Origin of the sequence: Tianxiuia mixotrophica (assembly GCF_050596425.1) — a bacterium.
In the GTDB taxonomy this organism is placed as follows: Bacteria; Bacillota; Clostridia; order Peptostreptococcales; family Acidaminobacteraceae.
Genome location: NZ_CP192292.1, coordinates 3,144,897 through 3,170,557, shown reverse-complemented (window position 1 = coordinate 3,170,557; position 25,661 = coordinate 3,144,897). Strand labels below are relative to the sequence as shown.

The following is a 25,661-nucleotide window of genomic DNA, read 5'->3' as shown; positions in this document are numbered from 1 at the left end:
TGGGAATCTAGCAAGCATGCAAGGTTCCAGATGAGAAAGGGGCTCAAGATGTCGAAGAAAACAAATCCTATTCTGGAACGTTACAAACCTATGGTTGAAGGTATTGGTATGACATTCGGAAAGAACTGTGAAGTCGTGCTACATGATTTTTCACTGGCGCCGAATTCAATTATTGCCATAGCAAATGGTCAAGTAACGGGCAGAAATGTCGGTTCGCCTATGACGGAACTTTCTATAAAGAAAGTGAGCAATGGCGATACGGATAAAGATATTATAAACTATACAGGAAAAAGTGCAGATGGCCGATCTTTGAAATCATCAACCTTTTTTATTAAGGATGATGAAGGGGAAACCATTGGATGCTTCTGTATCAACTTCGACATGTCTGAGCTGGTAGTTGCTAGAAATGTTCTTAATGATATGATGCAAGTTGCACTCAATGTCGAAGACAAGGCTTCAGAAAACGTCAATACAGTGAATGATGTATTGACAGACCTTGTTCAAGTGACAATTGAAAGCGTTGGAAAGCCAGTGGCCTACTTAACGAAAGATGAAAAAGTACAAATTGTTAATAAGCTGGACAGTCAAGGCGCATTCCTTATTAAGGGTGCAATAGATTATGTCGCTAAAGTACTTTGCGTTTCAAGATATACAATTTACAATTATCTAGATGAAATCAGAGTGGAAAAGTAAGAACGATATTGATAGGATGGTTATAACAATTTATATCAGGCGGTTGTAAGCTAATGATTCCAGTCACCGCCATACCATATATATAGACGTATGAATCAGCCTTCTATATTTGGTGTGGTGGTGACAGGACGACTATGTTTAGCAAATCGCCATATATTATCTAGGAGGGAATAGCATGAAAGCAGTGAACACTACAAATGCCCCTGCGGCAGTTGGTCCATACGTACAAGGTATGGAAGCCGGTCCTTTTATTTATGTGTCTGGTCAACTTCCAATCAACCCTGAAACAAAAGAAATGGTGAAGGGTGATATTCAAGCGGCTGCACGTCAGTCACTGAATAACTGTAAAGCCATTCTTGAAGAAGCGGGCTGTGGTCTAGAGCAAGTTGTGAAGGTTGAAATTTTCCTTGATGACATGAATGATTTTGCAAAGGTTAATGAAGTGTATGCTGAATTTTTCAGTGCACACAAGCCGGCACGTGCAGCCGTTGAAGTAGCACGTCTACCACTTGATGCAGATATTGAAATTCAAATGATCGGTTACAAGGGTTAATAAATTAAGTTTATGCAAAACGCCATAGAAAAAGTCAGTGCTTTGAGCACTGACTTTTTTCGTTATATTTAAATCTTTTAATAGGAATTTTTCATTGAAGATGGTTATCTTTTATTAGGCGAGTCGCCTTTTTCGCTTTGAGTGGTTCTTCTTGCAGAGACTCTGGTATTTCCCCCTGCAGTGCGTCCAGATCGACTTTTGCTCTTTTCCTCTTCTTGCTTCATGCGTAGGGCATATTTTCGCCTTTGTAGATTATAGAAAGTCATAATCATACGCCATATTATAAAGACTATGCCTGCACGTATGGAAAAAGATACCCAGTCCGTATTTTCCAGAAAATTGTCTGTATCTTCTTCAAAAAGTTTAATGTCATCATCTAGCAAGGCCTTATCACTGACAAAGCCGGGGGCTATGAGTTCAGAACTTGAGATGATTAGCTCTCCATAAGAATACTGTATGAATCCGAGAACTTGTCCTGCCTTGACTGGCAAGGTAATGTCAGGTTCCAGCTGGACTTCTTTTGATAAGTCGCTGACCGATACCCCAAGCGGTAAATAGGCAACAAGAGCGTCACGCGTTACCAGGGGCAGTTTTGTATTTTTCTCATCTTCAAAGTTAATTTCTTCAACTTTTTCTCCAGCGATCATGAGCTCTTTTCTTTCAAAGTTATCAAATCCGTAGTCAAGCAATCTTCGTGTGTCCACATAGAGATTTTTTCCTTCTGATTTGAGAATAACACTGATGAGCTTTTTGCCATCTTTTTCACCGTAGGCCACAAAGGTTTGACCTGCGGCAATGGTGTAACCTGTTTTAATGCCTTTAACGGCGTCGTATTTAATATTGATTAGATTGCCATTGTAGTTAATTTGATTTCGGCTGCCAGTCCCATACAGAAAACGATTGGAGTTGGTCATGTATCTGGTTTCCGATTGTTTATTGGTTGGTGGAATTTGATATTTGACCGTACTGACGATTTCCCTGAGCTTAGGGAGTGTCATTGCATATTTTCCAATAAGGGCCATGTCATAAGCCGTTGTCACATGTTCATCGTGGGGGAGACCATTCGGATTCACAAAATTTGTGTTCATGGCACCGAGTTCCTTGGCGCGTTCGTTCATTTTTTGTGCAAAGGCCTCGACACTTCCAGAGTGGTACTTGGCAAGAGCCACTGCAGCATCATTGGCAGATTCTATCATGGTTGCGTATAAAAGCTGTCCAACAGTGAAAATTTCATTTTCTATGACGTATATGCGATTGCCTTCCGTAAATGGGGACTCTGCATCAATAACAACAGTGTCATCTAAATCAAGGTCTTCAATAATCAAAATGGCAGTCATAATTTTTGTTATACTGGCTGGATACATGACCTTATTCATGTTCTTTTGAAAGAGAATTTGACCAGATTCCTGGTCCATGAGCAGGGCAGCTTCAGCCACAATATCATTTGATGTTAAACTATATGGTTCAGCAAAACTTGGTAGGAAGCTTTGCATCAACAACAGCATAAGTAGTAAATTTACATAAAAACGTTTCTTCATTGTCATCACCTCAAGTCACAGATAATCATATTTTACCACAGCTTTAAGGGCATATCATTTAAATATCGTAGAAATGAGTATTTTAGCCAATTTGTAACATTTTATTAACCCTTTTATGACCTTATTTCATTTACTAATCCCCCCATTGGCAAAACCATCTTTACAGATCCCAAAAAAAATATTCTTTAAAGTTTGGACAAAATTCCATATAATAGAAATGAAGAAGAGAAGTTTAAATGTGTAGAAGAATTCAGTCGTAATGAGGTGACTTATGCAAGGGAGAAGAAAAGGTAGAATCATTGAGTTGAGCATATTGGCAGTGGTGCTCATTTTAGCACTGGGAATTAAGCTGACTGACCACTATCTGTCAAATGATCAAGACACTGTCCTGAATAAAACAAGTGTAGACAGCATGCCAGAGGACCGAGTTGGTGGAGAAGAGACAGGTATAGATGAGGCGGAAGATATGATTATGGTCCATGTCACAGGCGCGGTCAATGAGTCAGGTGTTTATGAACTCCCGAGGGGAAGTCGACTTACAGATGCTGTAAAGATGGCTGGTGGACTGACTGACCAAGCAGATACATCCAGTATAAATCTCGCTCAGATGGTATATGACACTCAGAAAATTGTGATTTATAAAATTGGTGAAGCTCCAAAGTCTTCCGAGCCCAATCCAATTGGCCAGTGGACTCTACAAGATCTAAACGAAGCAGATGCAGAAAGACTCATGGAGATAAACGGGATCGGAGAGCAGATGGCCGGACGCATTTTGGATCATAAAAAGGAAAACGGGCCCTTTCATTCTGTAGACGATTTGATCGCAGTGAAGGGGATCGGAGAGAAAAAACTGGCATCCATAAAAGAGGTGTTTGAGTCCAATAAAAAATAGTGGTATAGTGAAGATTGGACACCCGAAATAACATGCCATATGGCAATCTCTGGAGGTGGAATTATGAGTGATAAACAAATTCGTTTAACCGAACTGACTCAAAGCTCTGGTTGAGCGGCTAAAATAGGTCCTGAGGACTTGTCGCAGGTTCTGCGACAGCTACCGAAATTTGAAAGTGATCGGCTCATCGTTGGTCTAGACACATCAGATGATGCGGCTGTATACAAAATAAATGATGAACAAGCCATTATTCAGACCCTGGATTTCTTCACACCCATTGTGGATGATCCATATATGTTTGGACAAATCGCAGCAGCCAATTCACTGAGTGATGTCTATGCAATGGGGGGAGACCCAACCATTGCACTAAACATCGTTGGTTTTCCCACTTGTCTCGATATGAGCATACTTGGTGAAATCCTAAAAGGTGGTGCAGATAAGGTAAAAGAAGCTGGTGCACTACTTGTTGGTGGACATACAATAGAAGACAATGAGCCCAAATATGGCCTGTCTGTAACAGGAATGGTGCATCCTGATAGGGTGCTTGCCAATGCCAAAGCTCGAATAGGGGATGCCCTGGTCATTACAAAGCCAGTAGGAGTGGGTATTCTAAATACGGCTATTAAGGCAGAACTCCTTGATGACGAGCAGGTGAATGAAGCCATGCGTGTTATGGCCTATTTGAATAAGTATCCTGCGGATGTTATGAAGAAATACAATGTGTCTGCATGTACAGATATTACCGGGTTTGGTCTGGCTGGCCACGCTCTTGAAATGGCTGAAGGCAGCGATGTAACTATTGAAATGGATACATCCATGATCCCTGTCATGGATGGTGTTTTTGAAAATGCCGCTATGGGCCTTGTTCCTGCAGGGGCCTACAGAAACAAGGCTTACTCTGGACACAAGATCCATATGGAGGAAACCATCAGTGAGGAAATGCAAGATGTTCTATATGATCCGCAAACGTCTGGTGGGCTTCTAATTGCTGTTCATCCAGATGATTTAGATGGCATGTTAAAAGATCTAGAAGCGAATACAGAAACAGCATTTGCTCATATTGGCCATGTTCAAGAGAAAAAAGAATTCGCTATATACTTTAAATAGTTGCGAACAAAAGCATTTTATTTGGAGGCTGATGTGGAAGAACTAATTATACGCAGGGCAACTCCGGCGGATGCACAGGCTGTACTGGATCACTCCAATGCTGTTGCAAGCGAATCAGACAACCTGACTTATGGCGTGGGTCAACTGGATGTCACCTATGATCAGGAACTTGCCTTTATAGAAAAATTAAGTGTAGCAGACAACGCCGTTATGTTGCTTGGTTTTATAGGTAGAGAACTCGTATCAGTTCTTACTTTAACGGGCATGCATAGACCTCGAGTTCATCACTTTTCTGAAGTGGGAATAACCGTAAGAAGGGCTTACTGGGGAAGAGGTATAGGCAAGCATATGATGGAAAAAGCAGAAGCGTTTGCTTATGAGTCAGGTGTAATAAGAAGACTTCATCTTAGGGTTCGAACAGACAATGAGCGAGCTGTAAGTTTATATGAAGGCTTGGGCTACGAAATGGAAGGCACTATACACAGACAATTTAGATTTATAGACCCTGATGGACGAGAACGCTTTGCTGATGTCTATGCCATGGGAAAGAATATCGACTAAAATGTAACAAATGACCCACTATTTGCGAATCAATATTCTGACGAATTGCGATTGAACCATCAAATCAGTGGGTTTTCTTTTCGTTTTTGTCATAAAGACCTATAAAAAGGCAGGTAAAGCCTTCATATCTATTGAAATATGTTATAATAACTTCGGAATTATAGATAGGAAGACGTTATCATAAAGTTACTTTAAATGTTTCATTTGTAATTTGTAACGTATTAAAAATATATTAATAAAACGATAGGAGTAATCAATATGAAGAAAGCTCTATTCGCTCAATTGCCCAAGGTGGATGAACTCCTTGAAAGCGCTGAGATAAAAAAGCTTCTTGAAGATGTGTCAAGACCTGTAGTTGTTGACAGTATTCGAGAAAGCATTGATCAAGTGAGAAAAAACATTGTCGCTCTGACACCAGAAGAAGCGGCAGATTTTAACGTTAATAAGCAAAGCATTATCCAAAGTGTTCTTGAGCTGTCTTGCGCTAAAGAAGCCTTTCATCTAAGACGTGTCGTTAATGCAACAGGTGTTGTATTACACACCAACTTGGGCCGGTCGCTTATCGCAAAAGAACTCAATGACCACCTTGGAGACATTGCCAGTCATTACTCCACTCTTGAGTTCGATACGGATAACGGCAAGCGTGGATCGAGATACAGCCATGTGGAAGATATTATCTGTGAGCTCACAGGTGCTGAAGCAGCCCTTGTGGTCAATAACAATGCTGCAGCGGTAATGCTTGTATTAAGCACCCTGAGTGAAGGAAAAGAGGCTGTTGTGTCTCGTGGTCAGCTCGTTGAAATTGGAGGGTCTTTCAGAATTCCTGAAGTTATGCGCTTTTCAGGTGCAAAGCTCGTGGAAATAGGAACGACAAACAAGACCCATCTTCGTGATTATGAAAAAGCCATTACGGAAGACACAGGTGTTCTATTAAAGGTTCATACCAGCAATTATAGAATAATGGGCTTTACTCAAGAAGTGTCAGTGGAAGAACTTGCCCCTCTAGCAAGTGCGCATGGCATACCGCTTGTTGAGGATATTGGCAGCGGTTCGCTTATTGATTTTTCAAGGTATGGGCTTTCAAAGGAACCAACTGTTCAGGAAGCCATTGCGGCGGGTGCAGACGTGGTGACTTTTAGTGGAGATAAAATGCTTGGTGGGCCTCAAGCTGGTATTATTGTTGGCAAGAAGCAGTATATTGAAGAAATGAAAGCCAACCATTTAACAAGAGCCCTTCGAGTGGACAAAATGACACTTTGTGTTTTAGAAGGCACCCTCAAACTTTATAGGGATGAAGATAGAGCCACACAGATGATCCCATCACTAAAAATGCTGACAATGCAAGCTGAGGACATTAAACCAAAGGCTGATTGCCTAAGGGACATGATTTCACAGCAGGCCAAGTCATTTAATGTGGAAATAGTAAAAGGGGCATCAGAAGTGGGCGGTGGTTCCATGCCACTTGAAAAGCTGCCAACATATCTTGTTTCTGTAACCCATGACAAGTTGTCAGCCAATAAAATTATAAATGGACTAAGAGAATATCAAATGCCTGTTATAGCACGGGTTGAAGATGATAATGTGCTCTTTGATCCTAGAACCATTATGGAAAGTGAATTCGAGTATGTAGCAAAGGCCTTGTCGTCTTTAGAATAGGGGGTCTAGCGTGACAAATATAGTTATAGGAACAGCTGGTCACATTGACCACGGTAAAAGTGCGCTCATAAGACGTCTGACAGGTATTGAACCTGACAGGTGGGAAGAAGAGAGAAAACGTGGCATTACCATAGACCTGGGATTTGCCTTCTTTGATCTTCCAAGCCAAAAGCGTGCGGGAATTGTGGACGTGCCAGGCCACGAAAAATTTATTCGTAACATGTTAGCTGGTGTAAGTGGTATAGACCTGGTTCTTCTTGTTGTTTCAGCAGAAGAAGGGGTTATGCCTCAAACCCAGGAGCATCTTGATATTTTAAATATGCTTGAAGTCAAGCGGGGCATTGTGGTTTTAACCAAGAGTGACCTGGTTGATGAAGAAATGATTGAACTTGTTCAAGAAGATGTTAAGGAACATCTGGTAGGAACATTCCTTGAGGACCAACCCATGATTCCTGTTTCATCTATTACAGGGGCTGGGCTGGACAAACTTGTGGAGGCCATTGATGAAATGGCAAAAGATGTCGAAGATAAACCAGAACATATTCCAGCCCGTCTTCCCATTGACCGCGTGTTTTCTCTACAAGGTGTGGGAACGGTTATTACGGGAACGCTTGTTGAGGGTAAGATCAGTCAAAATGACATTCTGACAGTTTATCCAAGTGACCATGAGGTCCGGATTAGAAAAATTCAAAACCATAATGAAGATGTTGAAGTGGCATATGCAGGTCAGCGTGTGGCTCTTAACTTAACGGGTATTGATAAGAATCATCTCCATAGGGGCGATGTTCTTGCAAAAGAGGACACAATGAAATCAACCATGATGCTAGATGTGGATTTCAGCCTGTTAAAATCAGCTCCAAAGCCTCTTTCCAACTGGACAAGGCTGAGGCTTTATCAAGGTACAAAAGAGGTCTTGTGTCGCATTGTTCTCCTTGACAGAGAAGAACTACTGCCGGGCGATTCATGCCTGGCACAGCTAAGACTGGAAGACTATACGGCTTGTAAATATGATGATAGATTTGTTGTAAGACTTTATTCACCACTTATAACAGTGGGTGGGGGTAAAATACTTGATCCAAATGCGGTCAAGCATAAACGTTTTAAGGATGAAGTCCTTGATGACTTAATGATGAAACTTGAGGGGGACCCTAAGCAGATTGTTGATGGAAACCTATTGAAATTGAGTCCTCAATACCCTGTGGCAGAAGACATTGCAGGTCAATCAGGCTTGGCATCAGACCTTGTTATGAAGCATTTAAATGAAATGCTCGAAGAAGATCTAGCCTTTAAATTTGAGTCAGGACAGTGGGTTCACAGATCTTATCTTGATAAGGTTGAGACGAATATGATTGAAGTTCTCAAAGCCTACCATGATAAAAATCCACTTAAGCCAGGCATGCCAAAAGAAGAACTGCGTAATAAGATACTCGATGGGGTAAAGAATAAATTAGCTGATGTGATCTTTGATAGAATGAAGGACAATGGCCACCTCCGCATTGTTGGTGCCATGGCAGCCCTTCAGAGTTTTGAGATTAAACTGAATCCAAAACAACAGGAAAAGATGGAAAAGATTACGAACTATTTTAAAGAGCACGGCACAAAACCACCAGCTGTCAGTGAAGCTGAAACAAAGCTGGGCATTGGCAAAAAAGACAGAGACCTTCTTGAAGTTCTATTTGCCACTGAGAAACTTGTGCGTTTAACTGAAAAAATATGGATGGATGGAGACGCTTTCCGTGATTCAAAAGATAAATTAGTATCTTATCTTGAAGAACACGGTAAAATAAATCTGGCAGAGTTTAGGGATCTTGTGGGAACTTCTCGGAAGAATGCAGTTGCGCTTCTGGAATATTTTGATTCTGATAAGCTAACAAAACGCCAGGAAGATTATAGAGTCCTTCGATAGATGATAGGTTTGTCGAAAGAGTTACTTGTATTCATATGGAATAACACATACTGAAAGTTTAAAACCAAATGAGGATGGTGGAATAATGTCTGAAAAAATTCTAATTGTTGACGATGAGCCGATTCTGCTTAAGGGACTAAAATTTAGCCTTGAACAAGATGGTTACAACGTTGAAACTGCCGTAGATGGCAATGAAGCATTTGAAAAAATCATGAACAATAGTTATGAACTTGTTGTATTAGATTTAATGCTCCCAGAAATTGATGGCCTAGAAGTGTGCAAAAAGGTAAGAGAATCATCAATGGTTCCAATCATTATTCTGACTGCAAAAGGGGACGACTCAAGTAAGGTCCTCGGTCTGGAATACGGTGCTGATGACTATTTAACTAAGCCGTTTAATATTCTTGAGCTTAAGGCAAGAATCAAGGCTATATTACGTCGTGTTCAAGTCAATGAGAAGCAAACGGCAACAAGTGTTATCAATGTGGGTGACTTCTCTATCAACACTTTGGGTCGTAAGGTCACTGTAAATGGTCGTGATGTTAACCTGACAGCAAAAGAGTTTGATCTCTTACTGCTTTTGGTTATGAATAGAGACAAGGTCTTCTCAAGAGAGGAACTCCTTGAAACAATCTGGGGCTACGAATACTTTGGTGATGTTCGTACTGTGGATGTTCACATTCGTAGACTACGTGAAAAGATCGAAAAGAACTCTTCCCAGCCAGAATACATTCTAACCAAATGGGGAGTTGGTTACTATTTTAAACACAAGTAAGTGGTTTATAAGCATTAGGTGGAAACTTGTTTCCACCTATTTGTTATTAATCTTGCTAACACTGACACTAATGATTTCTTTTATCAATGAAACCCTAAAGGTCAATGCTGTAAGAGATATGAAAATCAACCTGCTGACTCAGGGCAATATCATTGCTGATGAAGTGGCCCCTGATTTTTATAGACTGGGAATCTCAAGCACAAGAAGCTATGTGGAAAGTGTTATCAAGAAATATAGTCTGGATTTAGATGCAAGAATTTTAATACTCAATGAACACGGTCGTGTTCAGCTGGATTCTTACGACAAAATGGTGGGGCGTAACTTCAAGCACCTGCTTGAGGTGTCAACAGCCCTGCAAGGGATGACAGCCGCGGAACTATACAAAACCCAAGAACTGGGGAATATAATGTATGTCACAGTTCCGATTACAGAACGTCATGATATTATTGGATCCGTTCTGATCTCTGCATCAGCGGAGCATATATTCACGAACATAAAAACAGTCATACAAAAGATTTTGGTGCTATCACTCCTGGGAATTCTTATCACAGGCATTGTCAGCTTTATTTTTGCTGACATTTTTTCAGCGCCGATTGAAAGAATGACCGAGGTTGTTAGGGCCATTACAAGGGGCCAGCACGATAGACGGGTCTATGTTCGAGGAAACGATGAACTTGCCAATCTAGGCAACGCCTTCAACCTTATGTTAACCAGGCTTGAGCAAGTGGATGAAAGAAGAAAGCAATTTGTTTCCAACGCTTCTCATGAACTACGAACCCCTATGGCATCCATCAAGATTATTTCTGAAACCCTCTTGTCACAAGAGGCATGGGACGAATCAGTCTACCGTGAGTTTTTAGGGGACATCGACCAAGAAGTTACTAGGCTCAATAAAATTATTGACTCCCTTTTGTATCTTGTGGATATTGAGAAAAAGGAGCTCCAGTTGGAGTATCAAATCACCTATATGAACTATCTTGTTGAAAACGTGGTTAAACAGCTAAAACCATTGGCAGACAAGAAGAATATTAGGGTGCATTTTGATGATTTTGAAAAGATTCAAATTGAAATTGACAAGGGTAAAATTCAGCAGTGTATCATCAACATACTTGGCAATGCTATAAAGTATACCCCAGATGGAGGTCAGGTTGATGTTGACCTTTACAGGGTGAAAGAGAACGTCATTGTCAGAATAACTGATACGGGCATAGGTATCCCTGAAGAAGACCTCCCTCATATATTTGAAAGGTTCCACCGTGTGGACAAGGCGCAAGCAAGGAACACAGGCGGGACTGGACTGGGACTGGCTATTGCACAGCAAATTGTCAACCTGCATCAAGGTCAGATTTATGCTGAAAGTGAAATGGGTGTTGGCACAAAAATGTATATAGTGTTACCGTTTAGGCTTGAGATATAGGAGAAGATGATGAAGAATACATTAAAATTGGTTTTTATAAGTGTCTTTGTCTTTTCACTCATACTCCTTTATTTTACAGATCGACTTAATTTCACAGTGTTAAGTGAGGAAGATATTATCACCCCAAATCCTGTTAGCATTAAGCTGAATTCGAAACTGTATTTTGTATCAGGAGACAAGCTGAGAAGCGAAGACCGTGTTATTGAATTTACAAATGAACAATTTGAAGTGGGCATTGCAGAAGAACTTGTTAAGGGCCCTAAAAATAAAATATATGAAACACCCTTTGTTCAGCAGGTGGAAATATTATCAGTTGAACTCATAGATAATATTGTCTATGTCAATCTGTCAGAAGAGTTCATGAAGACGGACTACTGGCTGGGGGAACGGCGCGAACTTTTCATATGGTCGATTGTCAACACTTTTACTGAAATTGAGGACGCATACAGTGTTCAGATACTCATAGAAGGACAAAAACCCAATGTGGATCTCGGCGGTTTTACCATGATGGAACCCCTGCCCCGTGTGGAAGACTTTATATTTGTCAAAAAACAGCATCCAAGTGATGTGGTCATTAGATTCCTTGATAGTATTTATTTGAAACGTTTTGACATTGCCTATGACTACATTGACTCAAAAAGTCGGGCACTCCTTCGCTATAAAGAGTTTGTCGAATTGATGGAAGAGTATTATGATAGATTTTATGGCTATCAACGGGGTATACATTTTACACAGGATTTTAAAGACTCTAAGGTGGTGCACGTTAAGTACATTAGGAACAACGATCTTTTCCAAGATGATGGAATTGCACCTGATGGTCAGCCAATTCAGGTTGAAGTCTTTGACTACTGGGAACTTATCGAAGAAGATGGTGTCTGGAAAATCAACTTCAGAAACTATTAAGCCTATATCAGTTTTTCATGTCATTTCATGATACAATAATAGGTGTGATTTGAATAAGGGGGATTACTATGAAAGATATGAAAGTTAGAGCGACGGATTCTTTAAGAATTCACTACACGACCATTGGAAAAGAATACAATGTTCTTGACCATGATGATGAGTGCTATAAGATTGAAGATGATAGGGGCCGTATGAACTGGGTGCCTATACGATATTTTGAAATCGTAGAAGAATAGAATATGAACTGTATTCATAAGACATTCCTTTTTCGGCTATAAAAAGCTAAAAGAGGGGTGTCTTTTTTTATACACTCATAGGTAGGGGGGGGTCTAAAAAATTATTCAGATTTGCTTTTTTAGCCACAATACGGGTAGGTATGAATTAGTATAAACCCGAAACAAAAGTCAATGATTCTTTCAACGAAAGGAAACTCATATGTTGAAGATACTTGAAAAAGGGCGTATTCTCCTTGTATGTGATGAAAACAAGACCCAAAAGACGGTGGTGCGCACCTTAGAAAATGATGGTTATGATGTGGAAAAGGCATCAACAGAAGATCAAGCCTTATTTATCTTGTATGATGAAACCCCTGATCTTATTGCTTTAGATTTAAAAATGCGAAGTTCTGAGGGCATGAGAACTTTCGAAAAAATCGTCAATCATGAAGTGTGGAAAGCAGTCCCTCTGCTGGTATTGAATGAAGACCCAGAAATTTTAAAACATTTAGACACATTCAAAATAAATATTGTGGAGACGTGTTCAAGCGATCCCATCAATCCGACATTACTATGTAAACGGGTGGAATCATTGCTTCGCCAAAAGCGTCTAGAAGAAGATTTAAAACAGAGTACAAGCAAGCAAAATGCTCAGGTACAAGTGATTCAAGAGGCGGAAAATACGATTCAAGCCTTAAAGGCGGAAAACGACAAGTTGGAAAAAGAAATAGAGAATATTGTAGTCCTTGACAGCATGACCGGCCTATACAACGTCAGGGCATCTACAATACGCTTAGGAGAAGAAGTGGCTCGTCATGACAGGCATGGTTTAATATTTTCAGTTCTTTTCTGTGACCTTGATGATCTAGCGACTGTAAATTCAAAATACGGTCGTTTATCTGGGGATGTTGTCATAAAAAAATCGGCTGAACTTTTGATTCAGGGAAAAAGACAGCAAGATTATGCTGCCCACTGGAATGGTGGAGAATTCTTGGTTATTTTACCTGATACCGACTTAGAAGGTGCAATCATATTTGCTGATAGGGCAAGAAAAAGGATTTCAAATCATGTTTTCAGAGTCAATGATGGAACTTTCAAAGTCTCTATGACCTTCGGCGTTTTATGTTATGACAAACCCATGCCCACTGAACGTGTTGTTCAAATGGTTGAACAGGCTATGCAAAAAGGGAAGAAGCTTGGAAAAGACAAGGTTGTTCCAGCTGAGACCATGTGATTGTGGTGTCATAAAATAGTTGATATCAGGCTTGGGCATGTCCAATGCCGAATAAAATGAATTTTTTGAAAATTTAACATAACATGGGCGGTATACACTTGCAAAAAGTGTAAGTTATATAGTATTATAAAGTTAGCCTTAAATCGATTTAGAAACATCGCAATACCTGTTTTGGATCTATCTGTTTGAACGTTGCACTTCCGAAATGGTATGAGTGGTTTTACAAAGAATTAAGGACTAAAAATTAAAATTCGGAGGTACAAGATTATGATGACAGGTACAGTAAAATGGTTCAACGCTGAAAAGGGTTACGGATTTATCACACCAGAAGAAGGCAATGACGTGTTCGTACACTTCTCACAAATCCAAAAAGATGGCTACAAGACGCTTGAAGAAGGCGAAAAAGTTGAGTTTACAATTGCTGAAGGTCCTAAAGGTCCTCAGGCTGAAAATGTAGTAAGTCTATAATATTTGACTTATAGCAGTAAGCTTATATTAGTAAATTTGTAGTTGTAAGCCTATAGAGTGATAGGCTTGAATCACATAGACTAAATGTCGAATAACAAGCCCAGAATGCTCATGCATTCTGGGCTTATTTATATTGTCTTAGACACTTCTTAACATAGGGTGAAAGGAAAAATTCTCTTGAGTCTCCCATGGCGTTTTGATGTATAGTGTTGAACTTATTCACATAAATATGTATAATACCCCTTAAAACAAAATGCATAAAAATGCACCTGCAAAAGGCAAAGTCCGAATGTTAGATAAAGGGGGACAAATGAAAATCAAACTTAAATACGACAGAGGGTATCAAGAAATAGACTTTCAATCAGAATCAAATGTGAGTCTTATTCAGGCAAGTGAGACCACTGAAGCCTGTGATGAAGATGAGATTATGCATAAGGCTATAAAAAATCCTATTGATAGCAAAAGGCTTAGAGATATTGTAAAGCCAGGTGAAACAGTGGCCATAGTAACAAGTGACATTTCACGTCCAATGCCCAGCTATAAAGTGCTGCCCTTTGTTATTTCTGAACTCTATGAGGCAGGCTTAAAAGACTCAAATATAAAAATTGTATTGGCCCTTGGCAGTCATAGGGGCCACACAGAAGAGGAAAAAATCAAATTGGTCGGGTCCAAAATCTATGCTTCAAATATTGATGTGATCGACAGCGACATGGATGACTGTGTCCACTTGGGCACTTGTAAGAATAAAACACCAGTTGATGTTTTTAGCCAAGTGGTCACAGCTGATCGGGTGGTTTGTCTTGGTAATATTGAATATCACTATTTTGCGGGATACAGTGGAGGCGCGAAAGCTATAATGCCAGGTGTTTCTAGTCGTAGAGCCATTCAGACCAATCATAAGAACATGCTTCATGAAAAGGCCAGAGCTGCTTGTCTTGATGAGAATCCTGTACGACAGGATATAGACCAGGTGGCTGATTTTATAAACATAGACTTTATAGTCAATCTTGTTTTAAGTCCTAAAAAAGAAATTTTGGGGGCCTTTGCGGGCCATGTCATTCAGGCCCATAGAGCAGGCTGTAAATTCTTAGATTCTGTTTATGGTGCAAAAATTACGACCCTGTATGACATTGTGATTCTATCTCCAGGTGGATTTCCGAAAGACTCAAATTTGTATCAGGCCCAAAAAGGGCTAGCCAATGCAGTTCATGCTATAAAAGACGGTGGAACACTTATTCTATTGGCGGCGGCTAAGGAAGGCTTTGGAGAAGATAACTTTGAAAAATGGATGCTGAATAAATCGCCAAAAGAAAGAGTCAAAGACATTTCAGAAGATTTTATTCTGGGAGGTCATAAAGCAGCGGCTATTGGACAAATTCAATTAAATCATACTATCATTATGGTTACGGATCTTCGTAAAGAAGTCGTTGAGTCTTGTGGATTTAAATATGCCATTGATCTTGAAGGGGCAGTCAGAATGGCCTTTGAAGAGCAAGGTCAATCAGCGAAAATCCTGGTTATGCCTACAGCTGGATCAACCCTGCCCAAACGAAGTGATGGATAATTTTATAACTTGAGCAACTTGCAAAATATCATGTAAAGCCACCTTTTTATAGCATATATAGACATTTAAGAATCAAATAATATTTATGGCATAACAAGGGCGTATATCCGTAACTATGTAAGTGTCAGGCTTCAAAAGAATGAACAAATACGACGAAAAAATTAATAATATTCATAAAATATGTTGACAGGTCTCAAAAATGATATTACAATGATTTAAAATTTGAATAAACATACATGCTATGAATGGTCTAGTAAATGAGTGTCCGGTTGAGTGATCTTATAATCACGAAAGAGAGTCAGTGGGTGGTGTGAACTGATAACAGGGCTTGTTGAATCCAACCAGGAGCAGTACAGGGAATGAACCTGTGCCGGAGACCGAGGTCTTCGTTACTAAAAATTTTGAGGCAGTTTCAATGCCAGAAGAATATATTTGAATGTCAGAGCCGTAAGCATTAAGTTTGGATATTGAATTTGATTTGTATCAAATTTGACCAGGTGGGCATAAAGAATATTATGATGGCATAAAGACCTGCAAAAAAAGGTGGTACCACGTGGAATAATCGCCCCGTCCTTTGTTATACAAGGACGGGGTTTCTATATTTATGCGCATAAATATTTCGAGGTTTCTAATACGTTTCAGTGGCAATCTTTCTAAAATGAGTGGCAAAGCCAGCTTGGCACCATAAGTTTTCATACATCAGAAGCTAGAAGAGGATTTGATATGACCGTCAATTGTTTCTATGTAAGGGCTATGTGCAAGGTTGCTTTAGCAGGGCGTCGTTGAATATAAGGACAGAACACTTGAGGTGAAAATTATGAAGAATAATGTGTATACGAATAAAATTTTAGTGGCTGAAAGAATTGCTGATCAAGCGATTGAATCTCTTAAGGCAGAAGCGAATGTGGATGTCAAAATTGGAATGACAAGGCAAGATCTCTTAAACTGTATTGCTGACTATGACGGTATCATTGTGAGGAGTGCCACACAGATAAATGCAGAACTTATGGAAAAAGCCACAAAGCTAAAAATGGTGGGTCGGGCCGGGAATGGAACAGACAATATTGACATACCAGAAGCGACCAGAAGAGGAATTATTGTGGCCAATACACCCGAGAGCAATACCATGTCAGCAGCAGAATTGACAGTTGGGCTTATTTTGACACAGGCGAGAAATATCCCCCAGGCCAATCAGTTTCTTAAAGAGGGACAGTGGGGAAGGAACCAGTTCAAGGGGACAGAGCTCTTTGGCAAGACCTTGGGAATAGTCGGACTGGGGCGAATCGGTTCCCTTGTCGCTAAACGGATGCAAGCATTTGGTATGAAGGTGGTGGCCTATGACCCGTATATATCAAAGTCTCGATTTAAAAGACTTGATGTTGAAGAAAAGACCAGCCTTGAAGATCTTATAAGCGTGTCAGATTTTATAACGGTCCACACACCTAAAAACAAGGAAACATACTGGATGATTAATGAAGACCACTTAGATATTATGAAAGAAGGGGTCCGGTTAACAAATGTGGCAAGGGGAGGCATCCTTAAGGAGTCAGCCATACTCGAGGGCATAAAAAGAGGCAAGATTGCCAGTGCGGGAATTGATGTTCATGAAGAAGAACCCACTAGGAATAAAGACCTTCTCGACTGTGAAAATGTCATTGTGACACCCCATCTTGGAGCCAGCACAATGGAAGCACAAATCAATGTGGGCATGACTGTGGCTCGTCAGCTTTTAAACGGATTAAAGGGTGAAATTGTAGAGAATGCAGTGAATTTACCCGCTCTTCATCGTGATGAACTGGAAGCGATCAGACCCTATATTGACTTGGCAGAAAAACTTGGAAAAATGTATTATCAGGTTGAAAAGAATACAAATGTTGACCTGGTTAAGATTAAATATTATGGACAACTTGCCAAACAAGAAACAGGTATGATTTCCATTGCTTTCTTAAAGGGACTTCTTGAGACAGTGGTATCAAACAGGGTGAATTATATCAATGCTAAAGTCGTTGCAAAACAAAGAGGCATCGTTTTCGAAGAGCAAAACCTAGAAGAATACTTCGATGGTTTTACGGAGTACATGCAAATAGAAATGAAGACAAGTCAAGGCACCTTCACCCTGGGGGGGAATTTATCAACAAAGTCTGAGGGACGACTGATTAATTTCAATGGCTATGAAGTTGATTTAACACCAGGAGACAATATGATCATTCTTCAAAATATGGATGTTCCAGGCATGATTGGACATGTGGGTGCAATTCTTGGAGAGGAAGGCATAAATATTGCCACAATGCAGCTGGGACGCTATAAAAGTGGAGGCAAGGCCATTATGCTTCTAAACATTGATGAGAAACCAGATAGCAGAAGCGTGGTAAAGCTTGAAGAACATGAAAATGTCCTATGGGCACGGGCGGTAAGCTTGATATAGAATTGATTATGGGCTTTTTACAAGTCTCTGAATCATAGAAAATAGCTAAAAAATATTTTTGTTTTCAAAACCGATATTCCCTAGAATGTCGGTTTTTATCGTATTTCGGGTATAAATACACATAGGGTAAATTGTGGTTTTAAGGAGTTTATAAATGGCAGATAAAAAAATTATTGCACTAAAAAATGGTCCATATAAAGTCGTGGGTGTCAAAAGGCTTATATCACAGTCGGGCAGAGCGCTTGAAACATTTGATGACTATAAACTTTGTCGGTGTGGTGAGTCTCTGGATAAACCCTATTGTGACGGAATGCATGATTTTTTTGAATTCGAAGATAAAAAGGATCCCTACAGAACACCAGATCAAGTGGATATCTACGAGGGAGAATTGATCACGATTTATGAAAATAGGGGTGTTTGTTCCCATCGTGGCTTTTGCTATGAAGATATGCCCGAAGTATGGAAAATGTCAAAAGAGGTTCGGATAGACATGCGTGCTATAAGGACCCAAGAAATGGTGGACAAGGTGATCGATATTTGCAGAAGGTGTCCCTCTGGTGCCTTGAGCTTTAGTCTACCAGGACAAGAAAGGGATTTAAATGGATACCCTTCGAAAGAGACCATAAGTATAGCGCCACGTCGATATGGCTACGATGGGCCTTTTGAAGTGACTGGGGGCATTCCCTTTGAAGATGAAGGTGGGAATAAGCCAGAATCACTAGACCATTATGCCTTATGTCGTTGTGGCAAATCTAAGAATATGCCATTCTGTTCTGGGGAACACTGGGGGGCAAAATTTATTGACGAAAATAACGATGAATGAGTCAGAGGGGGAGTATATTAAGCAAAGTTAATTTTGTAAAGGGTGAGAAGAATGCTTAAAAAACTATTGGTATGGTTACTGATTGTAACACTGACTGTATCTTTTCAGTGGGTGGCAATAACACCGCAGTTCGCTGCAAATTCAAGCAGCACTGGACCATCTTTAGCATACAACTCGACTGACAATAATTATTTAATGGTCTATAAATCTGTCACAAGCGGTAATGAGTATGAAATCCTTGGGCAATTTTTAAACACTACAGGAAGCGCTCAAGGAGAAGCCTTTGAAATATCAAATGTATCCAGTGAAAACACAGATGCACCTGAAGTGATTTTCAATGATGACTTAGAAACGTTTTTTATTACCTGGCAAGATGGTCGTGAAAACTATACCCAGGTGATGGGATCGGTTTTAGATGCTTCTGGAAATATTGTAAACGATGATTTCAAAATTGATCCATCATCAAGTAGGCATCAGTTGACGCCACTAATAAGTAGGAATCCAAGTGAGGGCAAGACAGTTATATTATGGCTAGAAGCGGTTGAAATGTCGGATAGTACTTATGATCTTGTGGGTGCATATATTGATGAGTCTGATTTGAGTTCACAAGCCCTGACATTTACAAAGAAAACAGACGTGATTAGTTTTGACTTGACCTATGATTCTTCGGCCAATGAATTTGTTGTTGTTTGGGATTCGAAAATTAGTCAGAGAACACGACTGAATGTGAAGTATATTGATAGCAGTGGAGATATAAAAAATGGTACAACCTTTATCAGCCCTGGCGATGGAGAGGTCACTGCTCCAAGTGTAACATACAGCGAATCAGCAGATCAAAATTTAATTGTATGGGTAGATGAAGACAATTCTATTGACGATGTCTATACCAAATATACAACAGTATCAGGTACGGCGATTAAAGTGTTTTCAGCAGATGAAAACACAGAGATCACGGATATTTCTATAACAAGTCAAGGCACCAGTGATGAACTTTTGCTTGTCTGGACAGAATATGATGGTACAGATTATTCGGTTCTGGGCAATTTTGTGAATGATGATGGGACCTCAACAGGTGCGGATGATATTGTGATTGTTGAGTCTTCTTCAGAACCTGTGGAAACGATTATTGCCTTTAACAATGAGGACGACAACTTTCTAGTGATGCAGGATGATGGTTCTGGAGAACCTGTTCAAACTGATGTGGGTGTTATTGGTGATGTTAGTTACGGTGCGCTTGAGTTTGAATCATTAACATCTTCTGTTAGTGAATCAGGTAGTTTTGATGTGCTTGTAGAAAGAAAAAATGGAACAGATGGCACGGTCAGTGTGAATTACAGTACAGAGAATGGCAGCGCTGATAATGAGGATTATATAGCTGTATCAGGAAGCCTGGAGTTCTTAGAAGGGGAAAGTCAGGCCACTATTTCTGTGCCAATTATTGAAGATAATATTGATGAAGATGATGAGTATTTTGACATTGTTTTGAGTGGGGCCACTGGTGGAGCAGGTATTGGTTCTATTTCAACACATACTGTTACAATACTTGATAACGATGACCCAAATGGACAGTTTGATTTTTCAACTTCTTCAGATTCAGTTCTTGAAGGAGAAAGTATAGAAATTATTGTTGAAAGAAGTTTAGGACAAAATGGGCTCGTGAGTGTTGACTATGAAATAGCACTTCAAACAGCATCTTCTAACGACCTTGTAGTTACAAGTGATACACTCATATTCACTGATGGTCAAACGACTAAAACCATCCAAATTGATACAAGGGAAGACTTGACCACTGAAGAGGATGAAACATTTAATATCACTCTAAATGGACCCGCTGGTGGAGCAGAGCTTGGAACCACAACCACTATGGTTGTGACCATTATTGACGACGATCAAAAGACAGACGCCCTTAGTTTTAGTGATGCGTCAGAAAGCGTTACAGAAGGGGAATCCATTGACATAAGAGTTTTAAGATCAGGACTCTTAGATAAAAGTCTATCAGTTGATTACAGCACAATAAACGATTCAGCCACACAGTCTGACTTTTCAGCTGCAAGTGGAACTTTGATTTTTGATGTCAACGAAACTGAAAAAACCATCACCCTAAATACTGTGGAAGACACTTATGTTGAAGGCACCGAAAGTTTTCACTTGATTCTTTCAAACCCGACAGAGACAGGATATCTAGGACAAATCTCAGAAATGGCCCTATCTATTCAAGACAATGACAGTTCAGTCGCTTTTGATTCTGCCACAGCCTCAGCTGTAGAAGGTCAAAGCATTGAACTGACCCTAACAAGACTGGGGGAAATGTCTGAACAAGCCCAAGTGGATTATAGTGTGACAGGGAGCACAGCAACAGCTTCAGATTTAGACCTTGCAGGAGGCACTGTAATGTTTGAATCTGGTGAAAGTTCAAAGAGTATTTCAATAGACACTTACGAAGACAACCTAGTTGAAAGTGAAGAGTATTTTTATGTTGAAATACTGAATCCTGTTGGCAATATGAGTTTGGGCTCTGTGACAAGAAGTGATGCAACAATCTCCGACAATGATGTTGAATCAGAAGCATTTAATTTTGCTGGAACATCAGCAGAAGTTAAAGAGGGTCAAACTCAAGTCGTAAAAATTATCAGGTCAGGCTCCTTAGTGGGTGTATCCACAGTGGATTATTCCATTTCATACGGAACCGCATCCCAGGAAGATTTGTCGACAACGAACGGCACACTGACGTTTTCAGAAGATATTAGTGAGCAAACAATAAGTCTTGTCACTGTGGATGATACAATCCTTGAAGAGTCAGAAACATTAAGAGTAAGTTTGATGAACCCTTCCTCCAGTGCAGGTGTGGGAAGCAATGATGCTTTTGACTTATCCATTATTGATAATGACACCAGTCTTGCCTTTGAAAGTGCTCAAGTAAGGGTTATAGAAGGCGGTTCAACAGTAATTACCATATTAAGACAAGGAGACTTATCAAATGTTTCGAGTGTAAATTATGCCACCCAGACTGGAACTGCAGGGGGTGCAGATTTTACGAGCCTTGAGGGTCAATTGGGTTTTAACCCTGGTGATAGCAAGAAGTCAATAACCTTAGTTACGCAAGATGATGATGATGTGGAAGAGGATGAATCCTTAGTGATTAAGCTATCCAACCCGAGCGCAAACACGGTTTTAAGATCAACAGACCAAATTGAGGTTGTGATTGCTGACAATGACAGCGCTGATGACAAAGTCACATTTATCAAGGATGTATATACTATGACAGAAGGAGAATCCAAGGAAATTGAAGTCATTAGGCTGGGCGATTTGTCTGGGACTATTGAAGTGGATTTTGACATTACCTTAGAAAATGCCAGTGCCGCAGATTATAGCATCACAGAAAGTCCATTGGTCTTTAGCGAAAATGAATCTTCAAAGGTCATTACGATCACAGCGCTTGATGATACGGTCTCAGAAGATGACGAAAGCTTACAAGTGGTACTGATCGCTCCTGAAAATAGTATAACCCTAGGATCTATAGACAGCGTGACACTTAAAATTCAGGACGATGACAGCAAAGTATTTTTCTCAACGCCAACAGGATCGGTTGTTGAAGGGCAAGTGTATGAATCCCTAATTTTAAGGAGCGGAGACATATCGAAAACGGATACAATATCTTATACAGTGGCGACTGGTACAGCCAGTGAAGAAGATGTGACACCAGTGACGGAATCTATCGTGTTCCAACCAGGTGAGACCTCGAAAGTCATTGAAGCACAGACTATTGACGATGCACTTGTTGAAGATACCGAAACATTTAGCATAAGTCTGGTTGCAGATAGTGGTGACATAGAGATTGAGTCAGGTCAGATGCAAACTGTAAGCATTATTGAAAATGATATAAACGTAGATACGTTTAACTTCAGTGCATCAAGCAAGGATATAATTGAGGGCGAAAGCGGGACCGTTAAGCTGTTAAGAACTGGAGTTCTTGATGGCAGTATGACGGTGACTTATAGTGTTGAAAATATAAGTTCAAGCTCAAGCGACCATAGCTTTGAGTCGGGAAGTGTGGTATTCCAGGATGGCGAATCAGAAAAGATGCTTTTCGTTGAAACGACTGAAGATGCATGGATTGAAAACACCGAAACATTTAAAATTAGCCTAGACACATCGACAGGGTATTCAAAAATTGGATCACTGAACCAACTTCTTGTTAATATCAAAGATGATGATTCTAGCTTTGCCTTTGTATCAGACACTTACAGTATTGTTGAAGGCGAATCAGCGGTAGTGACTGTTGTTCGAGACGGAAATTTAAGTCTTGAGGAGAGTGTAGACTATAGAGTTATCGGTGACTCAGCTGGGGCTTTAGATTATACAGAGACCTCTGGAACCTTGAGCTTTGGCCTGGGAGAAATAAGCAAGACCATTTCAGTGAATACCTATGATGATTCACTCACAGAAGAAACTGAAACCTTCAAAATTCTTCTGGATAACCCTTCTGAATCGGCTTCTATAGGTGACTTGGATGAAACCAATGTCTGGATCACGGATAATGATGATCAGATGACTGTTTTCAATTTTTCATCAAGTTCTAAGACCATTGTGGAAGGAGAGCAGGCTGATATATCTGTCATAAGGACAGGATCAAGTTCTGGTCAGGTTAGTGTCCTATATAGTGTAAGTTCGGGAACGGCCAATTCCGATGACTATGAAGTGATTGCTGGCACCCTAACCTTTGATGATGGGGAGACTTTGAAAAAAATACGTGTTATAACAAAAGAAGATGATGAAATTGAAAAGACGGAGGTCTTTACCTTGTCGATGGTATCCCCATCAGATGGTTCAAAGTTGGGTGCATTAAGCACTGTGAAGCTGAGTATTTTAGACGACGACACCTTGTCAGATTCAGCCTCTTTTGAGTCTGGTGTTCAGACAGTACAAGAGGGGAAGAAAATTGAACTTGTTATTGAAAGAACAGGTGACTTAAATGAAGAGGCAAGCATAGAATATCTAGTGGCAAATGGTACAGCAACAAGTTCTGATGTATCGAGCACAAAAGGTACAGTGACATTTGGCGTTGGTGAAGGGAGCAAACGTATAGAAATTCCAGTTGTACTGGACTCTCAAAATGAAGAAGATGAATATTTATATGTACTGCTTCACAATCCAAGCAGTGGTCTTGAAGTGGGGGATGTATCGACAGTAATAGTGGTTATAGAAAACACCCAAGTCCTCAAGAATCAAGAGGAGGATCGAGTGAGCTCAAATTCTCAAGCAAGCGGGTCAAGCGCTGAGGAAAGCAGTCGGGAATCAGCAAGTGTTGTAACAAGTCTTTCCAATGTTTTAATAGGAAAGGCCACTGGAGAAAACAATATACAGCCTCAAACAATTACAGCATACTACTCGCATATTGACCAAGCGCTTAACAATATCAAAGATGGAGCACCCCTTCGAAAAGCTCTTGAAAGTTATGTGGACGGTGTAGATGCTCTTAGCAAGGTTGCAGAAGACGCTCAAAATGAAGTATGGGTGGAATCGCAGCTGTTAGAGAGAATAAATGTATACTCAAGAACTGTTGCCGATCTTGAAGATTATGGAGATTTGACAAAAGAGTTCTTGGAGTCTATTGAGAGTATTCAAAAAGAGAATAAAATTGAGAGCAGTGCAGTTATCAATCAAGCTATAGAAAAAATGGCCAGGGTTACCTTCAATGACATTGGGACCATAAAAGATAAATACGATGAAAAGGTTGTAGACCGTGTTTCAGAAATTTCCTTTGAATCTCAAGACATCAGTGGAGAAGTTGAAAGTGAATGGGACAAATTTAATCAGTTAAACACACTTGTAGAAGGGTATTATGGAGCGAGCAACGTGAGATCTTTCTCGTTTGATGTGACTCTTGTGGCTCCGAGAACAAGAGATGATGTTCGTGTTCGTTTAAGCAAAGACCTACTCCAGGTGGCTGAAGATAATTTTGTAGACAACCTAGCTCTCAAAGTTGGGGGCACATCATTGGTATTTGATGTTAAAGATTTCAAAGATGAAATCAATGGTTATGCAGATATGACTTTAGATTTAAAGTACTCCAACTCAGAGAATGGAAAAGTTGATAAAAACCTTACTCAAATGGACGGTTATTTGGGACAAGGCTATACTGTGGATGTCTCCCTTAGAGTGAATGGAGAACTCAAAGACCGTTTTGAAACCCCAATTAAGCTCAGATTTGACATGGATGAATTCGGAATCAATGTGGATTCTCCAAATGTAAACAGACTAAGTGCTTTTAGGCTAAATGATCAGGTTGACCTTTGGGAGCCGGTAGGTGGTCGTTATAATCCGGTGACCAATGAACTCACTGTTTTTAGGCAAAATTTGAGTCAGTACACGGTCATGCAGTCAAGCAAAACATTCAATGATATTGATGCTTCCTCAGCAAAAGATGAAATCGAAGAATTGCTGGGTAAAGGCATTATTGATGAAACGGCAGCCTTTAACCCAGAGGAAAATGTTACAAGAGAAGAAGTTGCGACTTGGGTGGCTAGAAGTTATGGGCTTGAATCTGACGAATCTATGCCGTTTGAAGATGTCCCAAGTGACAGTGACCATTACGAAGAACTGGCTGGGGCCTATAGTGCTGGTGTTTTCTCAGGAAAAAGTGAAACGAGTTTCAATCCGCAAGGCTATGTGACTAAGGAAGAAATGGCAGTTATATTGGCCAATGCCATGACCCAATTTGATCAGAAAAAAACAAATGAGAATCTAGGAGGAGAACTTGCATCTCTGTCTGATTCAGACTTAATTGAAGAATGGGCTGAAGACGAAGTGGCCCTCCTAACTGAGCTAGGCTTCCTGTCAGATGAAGATGGAAATGTGAATCCAGATCAGCAACTATCTAAAGAAGAGGCAGCGAAACTTCTTAAAGATATTTTTGGTTAGAATTTAAAAT

At 40.1% G+C, this 25,661-nt stretch carries 18 protein-coding genes; 17 read left to right on the top strand and 1 reads right to left on the bottom strand.

The window, feature by feature from the left end:
- Positions 1-48: 48 nt before the first annotated feature.
- The gene (locus ACQ4KW_RS13840; protein ID WP_430883073.1) at positions 49-693 is read left to right on the top strand and encodes a helix-turn-helix transcriptional regulator; all 645 of its coding nucleotides are present in this window, start codon (positions 49-51) and stop codon (positions 691-693) included.
- Between the two features lie 175 nt (positions 694-868).
- Positions 869-1,246, top strand: coding sequence for a RidA family protein (locus ACQ4KW_RS13835; RefSeq protein ID WP_430883072.1), 378 nt, complete (start codon positions 869-871; stop codon positions 1,244-1,246).
- Between the two features lie 104 nt (positions 1,247-1,350).
- On the opposite strand, the gene ACQ4KW_RS13830 is transcribed toward ACQ4KW_RS13835, so the two are convergent.
- The gene (locus ACQ4KW_RS13830; RefSeq protein ID WP_430883071.1) at positions 1,351-2,784 is read right to left on the bottom strand and encodes a D-alanyl-D-alanine carboxypeptidase family protein; all 1,434 of its coding nucleotides are present in this window, start codon (positions 2,782-2,784) and stop codon (positions 1,351-1,353) included.
- 271 nt (positions 2,785-3,055) lie between these two features.
- Here ACQ4KW_RS13830 and ACQ4KW_RS13825 point away from each other — a divergent pair, with 271 nt between their 5' ends.
- From ACQ4KW_RS13825 to ACQ4KW_RS13755, 15 genes are all read left to right on the top strand, one after another.
- Positions 3,056-3,676 (top strand): helix-hairpin-helix domain-containing protein, encoded by a 621-nt coding sequence (locus tag ACQ4KW_RS13825; protein WP_430883070.1) that lies wholly within the window; start codon positions 3,056-3,058, stop codon positions 3,674-3,676.
- A 63-nt stretch (positions 3,677-3,739) separates the two neighbouring features.
- Complete coding sequence (selD, locus tag ACQ4KW_RS13820) at positions 3,740-4,783, top strand: selenide, water dikinase SelD (RefSeq protein WP_430883069.1); 1,044 nt, start codon at positions 3,740-3,742, stop codon at positions 4,781-4,783.
- A 33-nt stretch (positions 4,784-4,816) separates the two neighbouring features.
- On the top strand, positions 4,817-5,344 hold the full coding sequence (locus ACQ4KW_RS13815; protein ID WP_430883068.1) for a GNAT family N-acetyltransferase: 528 nt from the start codon (positions 4,817-4,819) through the stop codon (positions 5,342-5,344).
- 258 nt (positions 5,345-5,602) lie between these two features.
- On the top strand, positions 5,603-7,000 hold the full coding sequence (gene selA / locus ACQ4KW_RS13810) for an L-seryl-tRNA(Sec) selenium transferase (protein WP_430883067.1): 1,398 nt from the start codon (positions 5,603-5,605) through the stop codon (positions 6,998-7,000).
- A gap of 10 nt (positions 7,001-7,010) precedes the next feature.
- Positions 7,011-8,906, top strand: coding sequence for a selenocysteine-specific translation elongation factor (gene selB, locus ACQ4KW_RS13805; protein ID WP_430883066.1), 1,896 nt, complete (start codon positions 7,011-7,013; stop codon positions 8,904-8,906).
- A gap of 85 nt (positions 8,907-8,991) precedes the next feature.
- Entirely contained in the window at positions 8,992-9,681 is a 690-nt protein-coding gene (locus tag ACQ4KW_RS13800) for a response regulator transcription factor (RefSeq protein ID WP_430883065.1), read from the top strand.
- Positions 9,682-9,733: 52 nt separating this feature from the next.
- The gene (locus ACQ4KW_RS13795; RefSeq protein WP_430883064.1) at positions 9,734-11,098 is read left to right on the top strand and encodes a sensor histidine kinase; all 1,365 of its coding nucleotides are present in this window, start codon (positions 9,734-9,736) and stop codon (positions 11,096-11,098) included.
- A gap of 9 nt (positions 11,099-11,107) precedes the next feature.
- Positions 11,108-12,001: a GerMN domain-containing protein gene (locus ACQ4KW_RS13790; protein ID WP_430883063.1), complete on the top strand. Its 894-nt coding sequence runs from the start codon at positions 11,108-11,110 to the stop codon at positions 11,999-12,001.
- A gap of 68 nt (positions 12,002-12,069) precedes the next feature.
- Positions 12,070-12,237, top strand: a complete 168-nt coding sequence (locus ACQ4KW_RS13785; protein ID WP_430883062.1) for a hypothetical protein — start codon at positions 12,070-12,072, stop codon at positions 12,235-12,237.
- Positions 12,238-12,436: 199 nt separating this feature from the next.
- Positions 12,437-13,450, top strand: a complete 1,014-nt coding sequence (locus tag ACQ4KW_RS13780; RefSeq protein WP_430883061.1) for a GGDEF domain-containing response regulator — start codon at positions 12,437-12,439, stop codon at positions 13,448-13,450.
- Between the two features lie 270 nt (positions 13,451-13,720).
- Complete coding sequence (locus ACQ4KW_RS13775) at positions 13,721-13,918, top strand: cold shock domain-containing protein (RefSeq protein ID WP_430886579.1); 198 nt, start codon at positions 13,721-13,723, stop codon at positions 13,916-13,918.
- A 310-nt stretch (positions 13,919-14,228) separates the two neighbouring features.
- The gene (larA, locus tag ACQ4KW_RS13770) at positions 14,229-15,482 is read left to right on the top strand and encodes a nickel-dependent lactate racemase (RefSeq protein WP_430883060.1); all 1,254 of its coding nucleotides are present in this window, start codon (positions 14,229-14,231) and stop codon (positions 15,480-15,482) included.
- A gap of 817 nt (positions 15,483-16,299) precedes the next feature.
- On the top strand, positions 16,300-17,907 hold the full coding sequence (gene serA, locus ACQ4KW_RS13765; protein ID WP_430883059.1) for a phosphoglycerate dehydrogenase: 1,608 nt from the start codon (positions 16,300-16,302) through the stop codon (positions 17,905-17,907).
- 154 nt (positions 17,908-18,061) lie between these two features.
- On the top strand, positions 18,062-18,730 hold the full coding sequence (locus tag ACQ4KW_RS13760) for a CDGSH iron-sulfur domain-containing protein (protein WP_430883058.1): 669 nt from the start codon (positions 18,062-18,064) through the stop codon (positions 18,728-18,730).
- A 51-nt stretch (positions 18,731-18,781) separates the two neighbouring features.
- Positions 18,782-25,651, top strand: coding sequence for a Calx-beta domain-containing protein (locus tag ACQ4KW_RS13755; protein WP_430883057.1), 6,870 nt, complete (start codon positions 18,782-18,784; stop codon positions 25,649-25,651).
- Positions 25,652-25,661: the final 10 nt, after the last annotated feature.